The sequence below is a fragment of the Bacillus sp. PDNC022 genome, assembly GCF_016919285.1.
Lineage (GTDB): Bacteria > Bacillota > Bacilli > Bacillales > Bacillaceae > Bacillus > Bacillus safensis.
Window position 1 is genome coordinate 1,151,287 of record NZ_CP070345.1, and the last position, 18,962, is coordinate 1,170,248.

Below are 18,962 nucleotides of genomic sequence, written 5' to 3' on the forward strand. Positions count from 1 at the left end.
TTACCAAAACAATTGTCAATCAATATCCTCACATATAAAGCGCTTTCTTCCGTTGGACACAAAAAAGACAAACTCTTATACGTTGAGTTTGTCTTTTTTTATTTTATTTTGTTTTCGGGACGACTTTGAAAACGGACATCCGTTCTTCATCAATTTCTTCATCTAAAATTTGCTGAATATCGTCTAATTGGATTTGTTCCAGTACTGTGACGACATCAAATAAGCTCATATCTAAGAATGCATATCGAGTAAATTGGTTCGCAATGTATTCTGGAGAATTCATGGCTTTTAAAAAGCTGCCGATTTTTTTCTTGCGTGCAAGCTCAATTTTCTCTTCTGTCATGAGGCTTTTTGCTTGAAGAAGGGTTTCTTTTAATACTTTTGCTAGTTGATCAGGATCATTAGTATCCCCGCCAACTGAAGTGAAGCCAAAGCCGCCTTCTTCGGTATAATCGTAGCTGAATGTTTCATCAATTAAGCCCTTTTCATACATCTGTTCATATTGTAAGGAGCTTTTGCCAAACAGCGTCTCTAAAATGAGATTCATCCCGAGCTCATGCTTTAGCAGCTGATTTCCTTTTTTATGCGGGTTCTTTGTTTTCAAACCGAACATACATTTAGAGCCTTGTACGTTCATTGGAAGTTCGTATTCTTTCCGGTACACACCTTCAGGCTCATTGATGTCTTTTCGTTTAATCTCTGGCTGGTCTGTAAATGGCTTTTTCGCCTGATTCGCTCTGACTTGATCTAAAATCTGCTTCGGATCAACTGGACCGACGACGAATAGAAGCATATTGCTCGGATGATAGAACGTTTCATAGCATTCATATAAATGATCTTTTGTAATAGGGGCAATGCTCTCTACTGTTCCAGCAATATCAATTCTCACAGGATGCTCTTGATATAAATTTTCAATCAGACCAAAGAATAAACGCCAGTCCGGATTGTCATCATACATGTTAATCTCTTGGCCAATGATGCCCTTTTCTTTTTCGACTGTTTTTTCAGTAAAATAAGGCTCCTGAACAAAATCAATGAGTGTCTCAAGATTTTGTTCGACATTTGAGGTACTTGAGAATAAATAAGCCGTTCTCGTAAACGTTGTAAAAGCGTTTGCGGATGCTCCTTGTTTACTAAATGTATGAAACACGTCTCCATCTTCTTTTTCAAACAGTTTATGCTCTAAGAAATGCGCAATACCGTCAGGCACTCGAATCATGTCTTCTTTGCCAAGCGGCACAAATTCATTATCGACAGAGCCATATTTTGTTGTAAAGGTCGCATATGTTTTGTTAAACCCTTGCTTTGGCAGCACATAGACGTCAAGTCCGCTTTCCATTTTTTCGTGATAGACCGTTTCTTGCAGCTGATCGAATTGAATTGTTTTCACTGTCATGAAGCACCCTCCGTTCCTTTAAGAAAATAGGTCGTATCCCATTCGATTTTCTGACCCACTTTGATGATATCCTCTTTTGTCACACGGTCTAATGCTTCTAAAAAGGAATCAAGGGTTTCCCCAGTTGGCACAACGGCATGCTGATACAAATATTCTGCTGTCCCATAAGATGTATCGATCGTTTCAAGCAGCTGGTTTTTGACGACTGCTTTTGTTTGATCAATTGCTTCATCTGAAAAATCACCTTTTTGCATTGCTTCAAATTGTTCTTTGATGATGTCTACTGCCTGCTGGTAGTTGCCTACTTCAATTCCTGACATGACCATCATCAAGCCTTTAAAGCTCTCAAGTCTAGACACAGCGTAGTACGCAAGACTTGCTTTTTCACGAACATTGATGAATAGCTTAGAATGCGAGAAACCGCCGAATATGCCATTAAACAAATGCAGCGCCGGATAATCTTTATCTGCAATGGTTGTATGTGTGCGAAATCCGATATTCAGCTTGCCTTGTTTCACGTCCTCTTCATCAATGACTTCTTTTGGTTCATTTTGAGGTCTTGTTGATTCAGCCTGCTGTTGGACTGGTTCTCTTTCACTTGTTTTAAAGTATTGGGAGACCATTCGGCTGATGTCTTGTTCGTCAACATCTCCGACAACATAAAGATCAAGCTGGTTTGATTGCAGCGCATGCTCATAAGCTTCAAAGAGTGAGTGAGGTGTGATTGCGTCGATGTCTTCCATTTCACCATTGACATGCAATGCATATGGTTCACCTTTACACATTTCCTGCACGAGTCTTAAATTCGAATAACGCATTTTGTCATCATAAACTGCCTGAATTCGCTGTTTTAAAGTGCGTTTTTCTTGATCTACATATAATTGACTAAACACCCCATCTTCAACATACGGGTGGAATAGTAGGTCAGATAGTAAGGCAATCCCTTTTTCTAGTAAAGGGGTTTGATCCTTTAAATATTTTTCATTCGCCATTTCTAGGCGGAAGGTAATGATGTGATTCTCACCTTTTTTCGCCATGTCGGCAGAAACGGTTGCTCCATAGAGCTCATCAAAATAGGCACGCAATGCACCTGTTTTCGGCATTTTTTCTGTTCCTCTTAACAGCACATGCGGGAAAAGAGAACGCATGGTGACGTCATCTTTGGATAGCGGTGCAAGCATTTTAAAAAGGATTGTCACGGTTTTAAATTTTTCTGTTTTGACAATATGAGTATGAAGACCAGGTGTGTCCAGTGTCTTCTCTTGTAAGTACGTCATGAGAAACCTCCTTTGTTCATCCTATTTATTATGTATTAGAACATAGCTGATATATACGTGAAACAGCCATTTAATAGACATTATATCAATCAGAGGAAAGGATAGGAAATAAAAACGCCTCTGCTCATAGCAGAGACGCCAGTCGTTATTTCATTCTAAACGGCCACCAATTCCATTTACCAAAAATCCGAACCATGACCGGAATAAAGAGCGGCAATACAACAAAAGCATACAATAAAAGTCCAATGAGTACGACCGTTGCAATTTCAACAAGTGATAATACTCCCGATGGCAGCATAGCGGCGAACGTACCCGCTAAAATAGCCACTGCAGAAATAATGACAGACCCCATATTTCTCATCGCTGATATCATGGATGCTTGTACATGCTCTCCCTTCCATTCATTAAAACGATCCATGAGGAAGATTGAATAATCGATCCCGAGCGTCACAAGTATAACAAAGCTGAAAAATGGGACAGCCCAGCTGACACCATCGTAGCCAAAAAATGTTTTAAAGATCCATTCTGTTAACCCGATCGATGTAAAATACGTTAATATCAGTGAAAGTGTTAAGTATATCGGCATAACGATTGACCGTAATAAAATAATTAAAATAATAAAAATACCAATTAACATGAAGATGACTGTTCGAATAAAGTCACCGTCAGACGTTTCTTTTAAATCCACATTTAAACTTGAGATACCAGATACACCGTATTTGGCATTTTTGAGTCCACTTACAGGTAAATATTGATCAAGGGTTTCCTCAATTTTCGCGACACCTTTCATCGCTTCATTGCTGTATGGATTCACATTTAAGATGACTTCAAAAGTCGTTAATTTACGATCTGGAGACATATACGTATGAAAAATTTGCTTAAATTCTTGGCGTTTCAGTACTTCTTCTGGAATAAACCAGCCCGTTACTTCTTCATCTGGCGCTTGCTGAAGCTGCTTTAAGTAGCCGTCAGCCTCGGTGAAGCCGCTTTTGACCTGCTCAAGCCCTTCAATACTTTCATCTAATCCATCTGTTAATAAAGTAAGTTTTGATGAAAGCTGGCTAAATCCTTTTTTGATGGATTTTTGACCGTCTGTCAGCTGATCTGCACCATCTTCAATTTTAGGCATTTCTTTAATCAATTGTTTTTGGCCCTCATTTGTTTGTTCAAGACCGTCATAAATTTGATCAAGCCCATCCATGAGCGCTTGCACTTGGCGTTTTAGTTCTTTTTGCTTGCTTGATAAGGTTTGAATCACTTGATCTGCCTGCTTGATCTTTTGCTTAAAGTGAGCGGCTTCCTTTTCATATACACTCATTTGATCCCCTGCTTGATCAAGCATTCCTTTTGTTTCTTTGAATACTTTCTTGATTTCTTTATATTCATCCATGTCTTTTACTTCTGGAAGACGATTTTCTAATGCTTCAAATGATAGATTTTCATAGGATGCCTTTACTTTCTTAATGGTTGTCATCAGCTGCTGATTCGATTTCGCATGGCGTTCCAGTGTATTCACCACTCGCTCAAGCTCTTGAATCATCGTTTCGCTGCTGCGATATTCTTGCTCTAATTCTTTTTTCGCTTCTTTGATTTTACTTCGAATGGTGCCGACGCCATCTTTACTGCGCCTCACCCCATCTTCTAAAGAGATAAGAGATTCCCTGACTTCTCCGATACCGCTTTTGATTGCTTTTGTTCCATCAATCAGCTGGTCAATGCCTTGAGCGGATTCTTCAATTTTTGGTTTTTGTTTGAGGAGGGCGAGATTTGTTTCGGTCAAACCATCTGAAATTTTCCCGATTCCTTCATGGCCTTTGCCAAGTTCTCCTCCCAGCTCTTTCGCTTGAGAGGTGACATAAAGCTGGCTCAGCCCGTCCCCAACAGGACGCGTGACACTGCGGACTGTTTTGACTTCGTCAATGTCATTTAATTTACGAGTCAGTTTTTCAATCATGACAATCTTTTCTTGATTATCTAGCTTATTATCATTTTCGACAAGCACATTCAGCGGCAGCGCTTCACCAAAGCCAAATTGCTCTGATATCGTATTAAATGCAGACACCGACTCATACTTATTCCCAATTTCATTTAAACTGTTATAAGATAGGGTGCCGTCGTACATCAGAATAGGAGGTACCGTAATAAGAGCGACTAACCCTAAGCTGATCAGCGGCCTTTTAAATGAAAAACGCCCAGCCCATTCCCACATTTTACTTTGCGGGTGCTGAATGTTTTCTCTTTTAGATGGCCAGAATAGAGATTTTCCGAAAACAGACATAAAAAAGGGAACGATGGTGACAAGGGCTATCAGCAGAATGCCTACTCCAACGGCAACACTAACGGCTGATTGATACAATTGGAATTTAGCAAATCCAATACTTGAGAAACCGACTAACACGGCTAAGCCGCTGAAAAATACCGTTTTCCCTGCACATTGATACGTGATGATAATCGACTCTTTGACATCACGGCCTTGACCGATCTCCTCTTTAAAACGGCTTAACAGCAGGATGCAATAATCCGTTCCGATACCGAACATAATGGCTACCATAAAAATCTGAGTAAAATTAGATAGAGGAAATTGTGTATATTCTACGAGAAAAGCCACAATACACCGGCTGACAGCGTAAGAAATGCCTATCGTAATGAGCGGAACAACAGGTGCCAATATCGATCTGAAAACAATTATTAAAATAAAGAAAATAAAAATCATCGTAATAAGTTCAGTTTTCTTCAGACCTTGTTGAGAGCTTTGAATGACATCTGAATCCACAAATTTTTGACCCGTTATTTCATATGAGACATGATAGGGCTTTAAAACTTCCTCAATTTGTTCTTTAATCTTCACAGCTTTTGTTTCGTAGTGGTCGAATTTGAATGGAACAAGAAGTGTACTTTTATCCTTTGATAAAAGTTGTTTTTGAATGTCCGGATCTACATGAAAATACGAAGTAATTCCGTCAATGTGGAGTTCTGGGGCATGTGTCGTAAGTGCAGCTAAAGCCTTTTTTAATTCCTGCTCTTTCGCAGGGAACAGATGTTGTTCGGAGAATACAAGCACACCTGTATCTTTTTTCCCGTTCTTATCTGACAGCTTATCCAATAGTTGAAGTGCCTCAGCTGTTGGTGTCCCCTCCGGAACCTTTAATTGCCCTTTTTCTCTTGTTAATTCCTCTAAATCGGGCGCAGTAATAAACAGAATCACAGCTGTTATCATCCACACCAATAATACAATCCATCTTGCTTTAATTATTTGCAACATAGCTGCTTCAAGCTCCTTCTAGTTCATCAATCAATTTGCTGTATTTGAGCGTGTCTGAAGTGCTGACTGCGTCTCCTTCAAATGGCAGGATGACCTATTCAATTGTCCTTACGTGTTGAAGAAACACATCTCCATCATCAGCACGCGAGCTCAATTTCTGCCTAAAGAAAGACAGAAAATGAATGTTTTTGAACACCTCCGATTTGGGATAATTTAAAAGATATTACTATACATTAGTTTAACTATCAAAATTTTACATGTCAATTTATAAAAAAGAAAAAAGATGGCAAAATACCATCTTTTTTCTATATTTAAACCGTTTTCAATTGTTCACTCTCATCCTCTTCATCTGGCTGGATGAAAAAGAGGACCATAAATAGTGAAATGAGACTGCAAATGGTCGAGAGAATGAAAACAATGGAGTCCCCTTTATCCATAAGATAAGCAAAAATCGGAGGTCCTAAAGCAACACCGATAAATCGCATACTGCTATAAAATGACGTAATGGTACCGCACTGCTCTTTTTCAATTCCTTCTGTAATCAGCGCATCAAGTGCAGGCAGCACAATACCGATGCCAACTCCGCCAATGCTTAAACAGATAAACAATAAGTAAAAGCTGTGATTCCACCATAAAAAAATATAAGAAAGTGATAACAAAGCCATCCCTACGATTAAAAAGATTCTCATTTTTCCTTTTTCTTTTCCAATCGTTTTTCCAGCTATGTAGGAACTGATTGATAGAAAAAGGAGCGGAATACTCAGCAGGAGCCCTTTTTTGACGCCCTTTATTTGATAAGCCGCCTCTAGGTTATCGGATAAGTAAAAAAGCACACCAAAAAGAAGAAACATAATAAAACCGCCAATAGCAAAAATGGCATAAAGCCAGCGTCCCTCATGCTTAAAAATGGTCTTTGTTGATTTTAAAAATTCTTTAAATGTAGGCAGGTCCTCCTCTTTTTTCGCCGACTCTACCATGAACAGTACCATGAGAAAGCTGATGATCGAAAAGAACGGAATGAACCAAAACGGCATAAACCAAAACCATGAAGCAAGAAGTGCCCCAATAATTGGGCTTAGTACCTTTCCTGCTGTGTTAGAGGTTTCAATGGCGCCAAGTCCTGCACTTACCTCTTCATCATCATGAAACAAATCTCCTATGAATGGCATAACGACAGGTGCCGCTCCAGCTGAACCAACACCTTGAAGGACCCTGCCAAACAGAATCCACATATACGGTTCTTTCATGATCGTTGAGGCGACTGCCGCCACAGCCCCTCCAAGTCCAGCGATTAAAAGACACGGCAGCAGTACCTTTTTTCGCCCAATCCGGTCTGATAAGTAACCAGCAATTGGAATACATAAGATTGCTACAACCGAATATACCGTAATAATGAGAGAGACTTGAAAGGAAGTGATCGAGAGTTTCTTTTCTATCTCTGGCAATACTGGTATTAACATCGAGTTCCCTAGTGTCATGATTAGAGGCACTGATGATAATGCAATGATATTCTTTTTACTGACTGTTTTCTCGCCCAACATCATTCACCCAATTCTATATACTGTTACGTATTAGTGTGGCAAGTTTGACGAGTATTATGTATGGGCAAACAAAAAGCAGCCGCCTATGGAAGCGACTGCTTATTAAAATCGTTTGCGTATGACATGAAAGCTGAATTTATCCGCTCGAAAATAATTGAGGGAGTATAAGACCGGCTGATCATCTTGATCATAGTGCATTTGTTTCAGTAATAATAACGCCGTTTCAGGGTCACAATCTAGAATCGGTGAGATTTGATCGTGGTAGCCAATTGGTTCAATGTCAGCAACTGCATATTTAATTCCGTTGTGCGGTTCTCTTCCAAACAGCTCAAAAAGAGACTCTTCTTCATGTGTAAAAGAAGCGGGAAGATGTTTGACTGGAATTTTATCTAAACAATAAACAACTGGCTGTCCATCTGCCGTTCGAACGCGTTCCATTGAAAAAATCCCATCAGATTCATCACATTGAAAACGAATGATATCATTCTCTGTTGGCTCCCCTTCTTGCGAGGATAAAAAGATGGTACCAGGCGTCATATTGACCTGCTCAATCATTTTCGTGACACTTGTCAGCTGTTCTATGCCTGTCGAAAAAAGTGGTCTTGAATTGACGAAAGTCCCCACACCATGCCTTCTAATTAAATACTTCTCTTCTTCTAGTATACGAAGGGCTTCACGCAGTGTCGCTCTGCTCACACCTAAAAGCTTTGAGAGCTCAAACTCCGAAGGCAGCTTTTCTTTTTCGGCATATACACCTGTTTGAATATCTTCTTTAATACGGTCAATCACTTTCAAATATAAATGGCGATTGTCTGTTTTGGTCGACATGTTTTCCCTCCGTCTAATCAATGCAAATGATAAGATGAGAAATCTCTATTCCGAGATAAGTTGAACATAACTATATCATGTTTTTGCAAATAAATAAATAGTCTGACATCCAGTTAACATAATCATACTATCGTTTACTATTTTTCAGGAAAGCTCTCTTCAACTTATGAAGAGAGCTCGTCATATTGTTCTTTTGAGAGGAGAACCTCTCTCGGTTTACTACCTTCATATGGTCCTACAACGCCTCGTTCTTCCATTGCGTCAATGAGACGTGCTGCCCGGGTATAACCGATGCGGAATCTTCTTTGCAGCATAGAAACAGAAGCCGTCTGCATACCGATGATCAATTCAACTGCTTCATCATATAGATCATCTTCCACAGCCGCAAGCTGATCCTGCGTTTCTTCGCTTGGAATCATTTCCTCTTGGTATTGTGCTTTTTGCTGTGTGATCACATGATCAACAACATGTTCCACTTCTTCATCTGATAAAAAGGCGCCTTGCACACGAACCGGCTTGTTTGCACCAACAGGTAAAAACAGCATGTCCCCTCTGCCCAGAAGCTTTTCTGCGCCCCCCATATCAAGGATCGTCCTTGAATCTGTTTGTGAGGATACGCTAAAGGCAATGCGGGACGGGATGTTGGCTTTAATGACACCTGTAATGACATCGACAGAAGGTCTTTGTGTAGCGATAATCAAATGAATGCCCGCAGCACGAGCCATTTGAGAAAGTCTTGTAATAGAATCTTCCACATCAGAGGAAGCGACCATCATTAAATCTGCCAGCTCATCTACAATGACAACAATATAAGGCAGTTCTGGCTGTTTAGCTTCTTCTGTTTGATTCATTCGTTTAATGTAATCATTGTAGCCTTCAATATTTCTTGTCCCCGTATGAGAAAACAATTCATAGCGGCGTTCCATTTCGCTGACTACTTTTTTAAGTGCCTGCGAGGCTTTCTTAGGATCTGTTACGACAGGAGCCAAAAGATGTGGAATGCCGTTATATACATTTAGTTCAACCATCTTTGGATCAATCATCATCATTTTCACTTCATGGGGCTTCGCTCTCATGAGAATGCTTGTGATAATACCATTAATACACACACTTTTTCCGCTTCCAGTCGAACCTGCTACAAGCAAATGCGGCATTTTGTTCATTTCAGCAAGCACAGCTTCACCCGAAATATTGCGGCCTAGTCCAATGAGGAGCTTAGCATTTGGACGGTCATTTTGCTTCGATTCTAATACCTCTTTTAATGAAACCATGGCAATTTCTGCATTCGGAACTTCAATCCCAATGGCTGATTTACCAGGAATCGGCGCCTCAATTCGAATGTCCTTTGCCGCGAGTGCAAGGGCTAAATCATCACTTAGATTGACGATCTTGCTGACCTTCACACCGACATCTGGATATACTTCATATTTGGTCACAGCTGGACCTAAATGAACCTGGGTGACTTTTGCTTTAACACCAAAGCTTTGAAATGTTTTTTCAAGCTTTCTTGCATTTTCATATATATTTTTCTTATCTGTTTGCTGACCTGAATGCTGGGGCTCTGCCAAAATATCAAGTGACGGCAATTCGTAATCTTTGTTTTCAAGTTCAGTAAACGTCATCGGCGGCGCCTCTTTTGGTTCATCGGCTGTTTCTGATTGAACTGCTGCACTTTGCGCAGACTCTTGAAGAGGATCTGTTTCTTTTGCCGCCTGCTTTTTTTGAACCGGCGGTGTGAGAATGTCATCCCTGTCTGCAAAGCTTGAAATAATTGGCTGGCTATTATCAGAAGACGGCGTTTCCTCTTCGATCACGATCAGATCATCCTCGTCTTCTTCTTGAATGCGTGAACGTTTTTTCTTTTCACTTGTTTTTTGAGAGGACGCGGTCTTTTTCGCCTGCCTGATTCCTTTCATATCTTCAACAAACGCTTTCCACTGCTTCACCATAAATTGTGATACAGGAATCGTCACTTTTTTCACCATTTCCTGAAGGGATCGGTTTGTAATCAGGACGATTCCAATCAGCATGAGAACAACCGCCATAATTTGCGAGCCTGCTTGTGCAAATAAGAAATAAGAAGCAGCAAACAAGACGGCGCCGATCATGCCGCCCCCTAAATCAGGCGACCCTGTTTCACCTTTCATATCCATCAAGAAGAGCTCAAATGTATTTCTAATCACACTTTGAGAGCCAATGACACCAGCAGATGAAAGATGCTGAAAGAGCTTCACATGTGACAAAAGCAAGATACTCGCAATGATGCAGTAGAGACCTGCTTTTCTTCTTGTCAAAATATCTGGGATTTGTTTTTTCCAGAAAATCGTCACACCAAAAAGAAATAATCCGATAAGGCAGAGAATGAACCATTCACCTGCAAAGAATCGGAATAGATGTACAAAGGTCTGTCCAACAACGCCTAGCTGTAAAATGGCAATGATCGCGATGGCAATACAGACTAACCCATTTAGTTCATATTTCAGTTTTAGCTGTTTATTTTGTTTTTTTCTCGTTTTCCGTTTTCTTTTTTTAGCCATACTCATCACCTTACTACGAAAGAAAATATAACCTACCGAAAGATCAGAAAGAAAGCAGCCTGGTTTTGGCTGCATCTTGTTGTAAGTTTTCCCTTTATTATAGCATAGAATCATTCATATGAGTCGGTTTGATTGGTGCCTAAATGTAACTTCAATCGCTTGCCTGGTGCAAGCTCTTGATTGAGAAAATCCATTGGGTTGGTGCTCATGACTTGAACGATTTCTGCTTCATCTTCTTTCATTTCAACCATCACAGGCACACCTTGAATGTTTACTTGCTGGAGTTTACGTTCTCCCTGTTCTTCAGCATAAATGGCTTCATATGGCATAGGCGTATATAAAATCATTGGATCAGCCCCTCGTTTTGAGATGCCCTGTCTCCGATAAGTTCATTCAACTTTTTAATCGCTTGTCCTACGCCGCCCACTTCATTCATGAGTCCGTATTCCGCTGCCTCATGACCAACGACATTTGTTCCGATGTCTCTTGTCAAATTGCCTTTTGAGAACATGAGCTCTTTAAACTTCTCTTCTGTAATGTTGGAGTGGCTTGTGACAAAGTTAATGACTCTTTCCTGCATTTTGTCTAAGTATTCAAAGGTTTGCGGAACACCAATCACAAGACCTGTTAACCGCACAGGATGAATCGTCATTGTGGCTGTTTCTGCAATATACGAATAGTCACACGATACAGCAATCGGGACACCTATGGAGTGGCCGCCGCCAAGCACAATCGAGACAGTTGGCTTCGATAAAGAAGCAAGCATTTCTGCAATCGCAAGTCCCGCTTCAACATCTCCTCCTACTGTATTTAAGATGATCAAAAGGCCCTCTATTTTCGGGTTTTGTTCAACTGCTACGATTTGTGGAATGACATGTTCGTATTTGGTTGTTTTATTTTGCGGTGGAAGCTGCATGTGGCCTTCAATTTGTCCAATAATGGTGAGGCAATGGATATTTGTATCTTGCGGCAGCTGTGGGACGGCTGTTTCACCAAGCTGCTGTATTTTGCTCATAATGCTATCTTTTTCTTCTGGCTTTCGCTCAGGCTGCTGTTCATTTTTTTCGTCCATTTGTCTCCATCCTTTCCTCAAACTCTTCTCCTATTATGAACAAGTAGGCCATATTCCATCCGCATTCCTCACGCCACATCAAAAAAGCCCAAAGAGCTTATGCTCCTTGGGCTTAGCGTGTAGACAAACCCTCGCATTCGTTGTCAGTCCTGCGCTTCGGTGCTCACGAATGTCAAATTCGCTCCGCTCCGGTGCTCGTCCTTTCTAGACTGCAAAGGTTTTCTATCACGCTAAAAAGAAGACAAAGTGCTAAAATAAAGTTCATTTTAGCACTTTGTCAACAATCTAAAGCCCAAAGAGCTTATACTCTTTGGGCTTTTCTCATCACACTTCCATAATAATTGGAATGATCATCGGCTTACGTTTTGTTTTTTCATATAGGAATTGATTTAGTACATCGCGCATGGATTGTTTCAGTGTTGACCATTCAACAATTGAGTTTTCCGTTTGCTCTTTGACAATCCCTTTGACCATTTCTGTTGCTTTCACAATCAGCTCTTCGGATTCTCTTACATAGACAAATCCTCTTGTGATGATTTCAGGTCCAGAAATTAATTGTTTCTTTTGTTTATCAAGCGTGATGACAACAATCAAGATGCCATCTTGAGACAATAGGCGTCTATCGCGTAACACAATGTTTCCGATATCACCAACGCCAAGTCCATCGATCAAAATGTTTCCTTGATGAACTTTTTCACCGATTTTGACGTTCTGCCCTCTAAACTCAACAACATCTCCTTTATCAATCAAGAAAATGTCACTGCGTTTCATGCCTACTTCTTCAGCAATACGAGAATGGGCTTTTTGCATACGATATTCGCCATTCACCGGAATTAAATACTTCGGTTTTAGTAAGTTCAGCATCAGCTTTAACTCTTCTTGGCAGCCATGTCCAGATACATGTACTCGTTTTTGCGCAAAAATGACTTGTGCTCCGCTTCTTGTAAGGAAATCCACTGTTTTAGAGTATGTGAGTTCTTGTCCAGGAAGAGGTGTAGATGCAATCACAACCGTGTCATCTTTTTCAATATGAAGCTGTTTGTGATTTTGCTTCGCCATTTTTGTTAAAGCAGCAAGAGGCTCTCCGTGGCTTCCAGCGGTCAGGATGACCACATCGTTTTTCGCCATTTTCTTCACTTCTTGAACGGGTACAAATAATTCTTCGTCTGCTGTAACATAACCTAGCTTGATCGCCAGCTGAAGGGTTGTCATCATATTCTTCCCTGCAACAGCAAGCTTACGGCCATTTTGATTTGTTGCATTAATGATCTGCTGCACGCGGTTAATATTAGATGAAGACACAGCAACAATCACACGATTTTCAGCATTGTACATCGCATTTGAGATTTCGTCTTGGACGAGCGCCTCAGAAGGTGTATAGCCTGGTTTTTCAGCATTTGCACTGTCTGAAAGCAGTGCTAAAACGCCGTTGTTTCCAATTTTCGCAATCTCTCCGATGTCACAGGCTTGGTTAAGCGCTGGGGTTTGATCAAATTTAAAATCACCTGTGCATACGATTGAACCAAGAGAGGTTTTGAAGCTGATCCCAACTGAATCAGGGATGCTGTGATTCGTTCTAAAGAATGATACTTTTGTTGTTTCAAAAGTAATGACTGATTTCGCATGTACCTCACGCAAATCAGCTTTTTGATTGAAGCCATACTGCTTTAATTTTTCTCGAAGTAACGCAAGGGTCAGCTTCGTTCCGTAGACTGGTACAGACAATTTGCTCAAGCAATGGAATACGCCTCCGATTGCTTCATCATGTCCGTGGGTAAGAAAAATTGCTTTCACCCGATCAGCACGTTCTGTTAAATAAGAGATATCAGGAATGACGACGTCAATGCCTAGCATTTCGTTTTCTGGATGCATTAAGCCTGCATCTACCACGTATATGTCCGAATCAATCTCAATGACATATAGGTTTTTCCCGATTTCTCCAACGCCTCCGAGTGCAATAATTCTTACGTTCTCTGTATTTTTCTTTTTCAAAATTCTTATCCTCCTAGTCTCAAGCCCGTCCATCATCGCTTAATGCTATTATAACTGAATCTAATTTTAGAAAACAAGATGAAGTCACATTTTAAGAAAGTGTTTATGTATAAAAAACGGTCATACTCAGGGACATCTGAGAATGACCGCTTACGAAATCTTTTGTTTTGATCAGCTGTTTAAAACGCTGCTTAAATCCAGTCTCTCTTCTTCTGACAAAGGCAAAAGCGGAAGACGAACAGATCCGACGTCTAGTCCTTTCAGCTGAAGGGCTGTTTTGACAGGCGTTGGATTTGGCGCTGAGAAAAGCTGTTTCATGATTGGAAGCAGCTTTTGATGGATCAATGCTGCATTAGCTGTTTGGCCTGAAGCATAGCTTTTCAGCATTTGCTGCATATCCAGTCCTACGATATGAGACGCAACAGAGACAACTCCTTTTGCACCAACAGATACAGCCGGAAGTGTTAAGCTGTCGTCCCCTGAATATACGTCGAAATCTTCTGGCGTCTCTGCAATGATTTTTGTCATGGCATCAAGATCGCCGCTTGCTTCTTTGATGGCAACAATGTTTGGTATTTGTGCAAGCTTAATTGTTGTTTCTGGTGCTAATGACGCAGCCGTTCTTCCTGGTACATTGTAAAGCATGACAGGAAGAGATGTAGACTCGGCAATTGCTTTAAAGTGTGCATACATGCCTTCCTGTGATGGCTTGTTGTAATAAGGTACGACAAGCATCACTGCATCAACGCCCGCTTCTTCTGCTTTTTTCGTTAGTTTGATAGACGCATTTGTATTATTACTGCCTGTTCCTGCAATGATTTTACAACGACCATTTGCTAATTTGACCGATTGCTGAAAAAGAGCAACTTTTTCTTCATTCGATAAAGTTGGCGATTCGCCTGTTGTCCCTGCAACGACTAAAGAGTCACTGCCGTTTTTTAACAAGTAATCAATGAGAATTGATAGCTTTTGGAAATCGATGTTGCCCTTTTTATCAAAAGGTGTAATCATAGCTGTTGCGATATTTCCGAAATTCATTTTTTTCACCTCATCATGATTCAATCACATTTATCTTGAAAGTTCAAACACTTCATGCAGGGCATTGACAGCCGCTCTCATGTTTTCTTCGTTCACTAACACCCAAATGGTCGTATGACTGTCAGCTGATTGTAAAATCGGAATGTTTTGCTCGGATAGAGCCGATACAATTTTAGATGTGACACCTGGTACACCCATAATGCCTGCGCCAACAGCTGATACTTTCGCACAATTTGTTGTCACAATTGGCGTATAGCCAAGATCTTTTAGGATCGACGTTGCCTTTTCAGTCATTGCACCTGTCACTGTATACACAATTTCACTCGGTGTGATGTTGAAGAAGTCGACACTGATTTGTGCGTTTGCCATTGCTTTGAAGACCTCTGTTTGTACACTGTACTGACCTTCTTTTGCAGGAACTTTGATTTGCGTCACATCATTGACATGTGCAATACCCGTAATGAGGCGGTCGTACACATCATGGCTCATTTTATCTGAGTAGTGTGATGTAACGAGTGTGCCCTTATCATCAGAGTATGTTGAACGCACCCTCATTGGTACTTTTGCCTGCATCGCAATTTCGACAGCTCTCGGGTGAATGACTTTTGCCCCTTGATATGCGAGGTTGCAAATTTCCGTATATGTCACGACTCTAAGCGGTTTTGCATTTTCAACAATACGGGGATCTGCTGTCATAACGCCTTCTACATCTGTAAAAATATCAATAAAGTCTGCCTGCAATGCAGCGCCTAAAGCAGCTGCGGACGTATCACTGCCACCTCGTCCGATTGTTGTCACGTCTCCATTTTTCGCAGCTCCCTGAAACCCAGCGACAACGACAACATCATGTTCAGACAGTGCTGCCTCCAGACGTTCGCACTTCATGTCAATAATTTTCGCACTTGTATGCTCCTTATCTGTCACAAAGCCCGCCTGAGCTCCAGTCATCGCTACAGCCTTTAGCCCGTTTTCATTCAGCATACTTGAAAACACAACAGCTGATATATTCTCTCCGCAGGAAACAAGCAAGTCTTTTTCTCGATTTGTCATGTTCTGCGCGCTGCCGTAAAGCAGACCGAGCAGCGTATCTGTCGCATAGGGATCACCTTTTCGTCCCATTGCAGAAACGACGACAACCGACTTATAGCCTTTCTCTTTTGCAGATAAGATATGTGCAAGTGCCCTTTTTCTACCTTGATCATCTTTGACAGATGTACCGCCAAATTTTTGGACAATTATTTTCACTGTTTTCACTCCAAGTTCATTCTGACGTAACAGAAGAGAGCAGGCGAAAGATGCCTAACTCTCTTCTGTTCGTCCTCAACATCCATTAAATGTTAAACTAATTTTAATGCTTTTAAGCTTTCTGCAATTTGAACTGAGTTCCATGCAGCACCTTTAAGCAGGTTATCAGATACAATCCACATATGGAACCCGTTTGGACGGTCCAAATCTTTCCTAATGCGGCCGACAAATACGTCGTTTTTCCCAACAGCATCTGCAGGCATTGGATAAATTTGCTGAGACGGATCATCTTGCAGCGTAATTCCCGGTGCATCTTTTAGAATTGATTTAAGGTCTTCCACTGTTGCATCATTTGATTCTAGTTCGACGTAAACAGATTCTGAATGACCTGTTTCAATTGGAAGTCTCACACATGTTGCCGCTACTTCCAGCTCTGGCATATGCATGATTTTTTTCGTTTCGTTGATCATTTTCATTTCTTCGAATGTATAACCATTGTCTTGGAATTTATCAATTTGCGGAATCGCATTAAATGCAATTTGATAAGGCATGACTTCTGGTTTTACATCTTCTTTATTTAAAATAGCTTGTGATTGGCTGTATAGTTCGTCAATGGCTTCATGTCCCGCACCTGATACTGCTTGATACGTAGAGACAATGACTTTTTTCATTCCATACGCCTGACGAAGCGGTTCTAATGCCGCTACCATTTGAATCGTTGAACAGTTAGGGTTTGCAATGATCCCTTGATGATCATGCAAATCTTTTTCGTTTACCTCTGGTACGACAAGAGGGATGTTTTCGTCCATACGAAAAGCACTAGTGTTGTCAACAACAATCGCACCTCGTTTGACTGCTTCAGGAGCTAGCGCCTTGGAAACATTTCCTCCAGCACTGAATAATGCAATGTTTACTCCTTCAAAGCTTTCAGGTGTTGCTTCCTGAACAGTGTACTCCTGACCTCTGAATGTCACTTTTGTTCCAGCAGAACGTTTTGAGGATAGTAGAGTAAGTGTATCCATTTCAAAATCTCTGTCAGCTAGTGTTTTTAACATTTGTTGACCGACAGCTCCAGTCGCTCCAACTACAGCTACATGCAATCCTCTTCCCATCAGTAAAACTCCTTCCGACCCATCCATGATTCTTTTCTTTCGGATGGCCATCCTATGACTTTTTACATTTTATTTTACCATAGAAAAGCAAGGCTTGAAGCATCTTTTTTGAATCTTTCATGATTTTCTAGTGAAACTATTATTCGTTTGGTCCAATTAAAATCGGCTGAATTTGTCTATGCTGGAGCGCCTCTTCTACTGTTTGAGATAGCAGATCCATGTTTGCGACCATCGAGGTCGGTTTTTTGAATGGATCGTCCTGGCCAAATGGAATAAAGAAAATATTCTTTGTCGACATCAGTCTCATCAGATTTGTACCATTTAAGCCTAACGCATCGTTTGTTGAGATACCTAAAACGACAGGACGATGATTTCGAATGGTTGCTTTAGCAGCCATTAAAACAGGACTGTCTGTCATGGCATTTGCAAATTTCGCCATTGAGTTTCCAGTTAAAGGAGCAATGACCATACAATCAAGCGGCAGCTTAGGTCCGAGCGGTTCTGCTTTAACGATTGAGTCAATCGCCTTAAATCCAGTCAGCTTCTCAATCCGCTCGATCCACTCAGCTCCATCTCCAAATCTCGTATTCGTGCTCTGCACCGTGTACGACACCACTGGACGCACCTCTGCCCCTTCTTTTACAAGCGCTTCGATTTGCGGAAAAACAGCTTCATACGTACAGTGGGAACCTGTTAAACCAAAGCCGATTCTTTTTCCTTTTAATGATGTCATGATTCCATCCCCCTTTTTTCCTCCGCAAGTTCACATAAAAGCCCGGAAAGCACTTTTGCAATGATTTGTCCTGCTGTTTTTGGTGCAACAATCCCCGGGAGTCCTGGTGCAAGAAGTGCCTTTACTCCGTGCTTTTGTGCAAAGTCAAAGTCTGTTCCGCCTGGGCGGGAGGCGATATCCAAAATGAGTGTCTTTGGTGTCATGCTGACGATGACTGATGAATCTAATACTAGACTTGGAATGGTATTGATGATAATATCAACGTCTGTTACTTCTTCTTTTAACCGGTCCATTGAAAATGGATCAAGCCCCATCTCAAAGGCCCGCGCTAAATGTGCTGTGTCTGCCGCCCCTACTTTTACGTCTGCCCCTAGTCCCCGAAATGTACGGGCAATCGTGAGTCCTGTTCTTCCAAGTCCGAGAACAGCGACATGAGAACCGTGAATCGTATAGTCCGTTTGCTGAATGGCCATCATGATAATCCCTTCAACTGTTGGAATAGAGTTATATATGGCAATATCATCTCGCTCAAACAGCTTCACAAGCTTCCGGTTCACCTGCTTTGCCAGATTGTCTAAGTACGTATTTGAAATACCTGAGTACAAGGTACAATGGGCAGGGGTTCTTTCTAAATATTTTGCTTCCAGCAAGACCTGCTCATTTGAGAAAACAGTTGCAACAACGCCTTCATCCGTTGCCCCTGATACTGGCAGGATCATACTGTCTACTTGTTCGAATGGAAGTTCAGACATTTTCAGCTTTTCAGCGCCAATAAATCCATGGTCCAGCTGATCAAATCCGACTAAAAACACTTTGGCATGCTGCTGTGACAACTTGCGAATAATTTCAAGCTGCCTTGCATCTCCCCCGATCACCGCAACCGTTAAACCGCTCAACATACTGACCGTTCACCTTCTTTATTTAAAAAA

At 41.1% G+C, this 18,962-nt stretch carries 14 protein-coding genes; all 14 read right to left on the reverse strand.

From position 1 onward, the window contains the following. Positions 1-103 precede the first annotated feature (103 nt). Positions 104-1,396, reverse strand: coding sequence for an EF-P 5-aminopentanol modification-associated protein YfmH (gene yfmH / locus JVX94_RS06060; RefSeq protein WP_111290998.1), 1,293 nt, complete (start codon positions 1,394-1,396; stop codon positions 104-106). Further along, positions 1,393-2,673 carry an EF-P 5-aminopentanol modification-associated protein YfmF gene (gene yfmF, locus JVX94_RS06065; protein WP_144485263.1) on the reverse strand — a complete coding sequence of 427 codons (1,281 nt, stop codon included), beginning with the start codon at positions 2,671-2,673 and terminating at the stop codon, positions 1,393-1,395. The genes yfmH and yfmF overlap by 4 nt, the downstream gene beginning before the upstream one ends. Positions 2,674-2,818: 145 nt before the next feature. Next, positions 2,819-5,935, reverse strand: a complete 3,117-nt coding sequence (locus JVX94_RS06070) for an MMPL family transporter (RefSeq protein WP_205184930.1) — start codon at positions 5,933-5,935, stop codon at positions 2,819-2,821. A 311-nt stretch (positions 5,936-6,246) separates the two neighbouring features. Beyond that, the gene (gene bcbE / locus JVX94_RS06075) at positions 6,247-7,476 is read right to left on the reverse strand and encodes a bacillibactin exporter BcbE (protein WP_240193830.1); all 1,230 of its coding nucleotides are present in this window, start codon (positions 7,474-7,476) and stop codon (positions 6,247-6,249) included. 102 nt (positions 7,477-7,578) lie between these two features. Next, the gene (locus JVX94_RS06080; RefSeq protein WP_095408538.1) at positions 7,579-8,304 is read right to left on the reverse strand and encodes a GntR family transcriptional regulator; all 726 of its coding nucleotides are present in this window, start codon (positions 8,302-8,304) and stop codon (positions 7,579-7,581) included. 164 nt (positions 8,305-8,468) lie between these two features. Then, entirely contained in the window at positions 8,469-10,841 is a 2,373-nt protein-coding gene (locus tag JVX94_RS06085) for an FtsK/SpoIIIE family DNA translocase (RefSeq protein ID WP_144485259.1), read from the reverse strand. Between the two features lie 110 nt (positions 10,842-10,951). Beyond that, a complete protein-coding gene (locus JVX94_RS06090; protein WP_008344712.1) occupies positions 10,952-11,188 on the reverse strand; it encodes a YlzJ-like family protein in 237 nt (78 codons plus the stop codon). Next, on the reverse strand, positions 11,185-11,913 hold the full coding sequence (locus tag JVX94_RS06095; protein WP_024424124.1) for a ClpP family protease: 729 nt from the start codon (positions 11,911-11,913) through the stop codon (positions 11,185-11,187). The genes JVX94_RS06090 and JVX94_RS06095 overlap by 4 nt, the downstream gene beginning before the upstream one ends. Before the next feature lie 324 nt (positions 11,914-12,237). Continuing rightward, positions 12,238-13,905: a ribonuclease J2 gene (rnjB, locus tag JVX94_RS06100; RefSeq protein WP_012010007.1), complete on the reverse strand. Its 1,668-nt coding sequence runs from the start codon at positions 13,903-13,905 to the stop codon at positions 12,238-12,240. Between the two features lie 171 nt (positions 13,906-14,076). Continuing rightward, the gene (dapA, locus tag JVX94_RS06105; RefSeq protein ID WP_024427012.1) at positions 14,077-14,943 is read right to left on the reverse strand and encodes a 4-hydroxy-tetrahydrodipicolinate synthase; all 867 of its coding nucleotides are present in this window, start codon (positions 14,941-14,943) and stop codon (positions 14,077-14,079) included. Positions 14,944-14,973: 30 nt separating this feature from the next. Next, positions 14,974-16,188, reverse strand: coding sequence for an aspartate kinase (gene dapG, locus JVX94_RS06110; protein WP_205184936.1), 1,215 nt, complete (start codon positions 16,186-16,188; stop codon positions 14,974-14,976). Between the two features lie 92 nt (positions 16,189-16,280). Beyond that, entirely contained in the window at positions 16,281-17,300 is a 1,020-nt protein-coding gene (asd, locus tag JVX94_RS06115) for an aspartate-semialdehyde dehydrogenase (RefSeq protein ID WP_024424127.1), read from the reverse strand. A 139-nt stretch (positions 17,301-17,439) separates the two neighbouring features. Beyond that, a complete protein-coding gene (gene dpaB, locus JVX94_RS06120) occupies positions 17,440-18,033 on the reverse strand; it encodes a dipicolinate synthase subunit B (RefSeq protein WP_048239799.1) in 594 nt (197 codons plus the stop codon). After that, entirely contained in the window at positions 18,030-18,932 is a 903-nt protein-coding gene (gene dpaA / locus JVX94_RS06125) for a dipicolinic acid synthetase subunit A (protein ID WP_205184938.1), read from the reverse strand. Before dpaA ends, dpaB begins: the two co-directional genes overlap by 4 nt. Positions 18,933-18,962: the final 30 nt, after the last annotated feature.

Excerpts from the sequence above, each read along its gene's own strand:
- JVX94_RS06080 (WP_095408538.1), bottom strand. The coding sequence starts at position 8,304 with ATGTCGACCAAAACAGACAATCGCCATTTATATTTGAAAGTGATTGAC.
- dapA (WP_024427012.1), bottom strand. The coding sequence starts at position 14,943 with ATGAATTTCGGAAATATCGCAACAGCTATGATTACACCTTTTGATAAA.
- yfmH (WP_111290998.1), bottom strand. The coding sequence starts at position 1,396 with ATGACAGTGAAAACAATTCAATTCGATCAGCTGCAAGAAACGGTCTAT.
- asd (WP_024424127.1), bottom strand. The coding sequence starts at position 17,300 with ATGGGAAGAGGATTGCATGTAGCTGTAGTTGGAGCGACTGGAGCTGTC.
- JVX94_RS06070 (WP_205184930.1), bottom strand. The coding sequence starts at position 5,935 with ATGTTGCAAATAATTAAAGCAAGATGGATTGTATTATTGGTGTGGATG.
- JVX94_RS06085 (WP_144485259.1), bottom strand. The coding sequence starts at position 10,841 with ATGGCTAAAAAAAGAAAACGGAAAACGAGAAAAAAACAAAATAAACAG.
- JVX94_RS06095 (WP_024424124.1), bottom strand. The coding sequence starts at position 11,913 with ATGGACGAAAAAAATGAACAGCAGCCTGAGCGAAAGCCAGAAGAAAAA.
- dpaA (WP_205184938.1), bottom strand. The coding sequence starts at position 18,932 with ATGTTGAGCGGTTTAACGGTTGCGGTGATCGGGGGAGATGCAAGGCAG.
- bcbE (WP_240193830.1), bottom strand. The coding sequence starts at position 7,476 with ATGTTGGGCGAGAAAACAGTCAGTAAAAAGAATATCATTGCATTATCA.
- JVX94_RS06090 (WP_008344712.1), bottom strand. The coding sequence starts at position 11,188 with ATGATTTTATATACGCCTATGCCATATGAAGCCATTTATGCTGAAGAA.
- yfmF (WP_144485263.1), bottom strand. The coding sequence starts at position 2,673 with ATGACGTACTTACAAGAGAAGACACTGGACACACCTGGTCTTCATACT.
- dpaB (WP_048239799.1), bottom strand. The coding sequence starts at position 18,033 with ATGACATCATTAAAAGGAAAAAGAATCGGCTTTGGTTTAACAGGTTCC.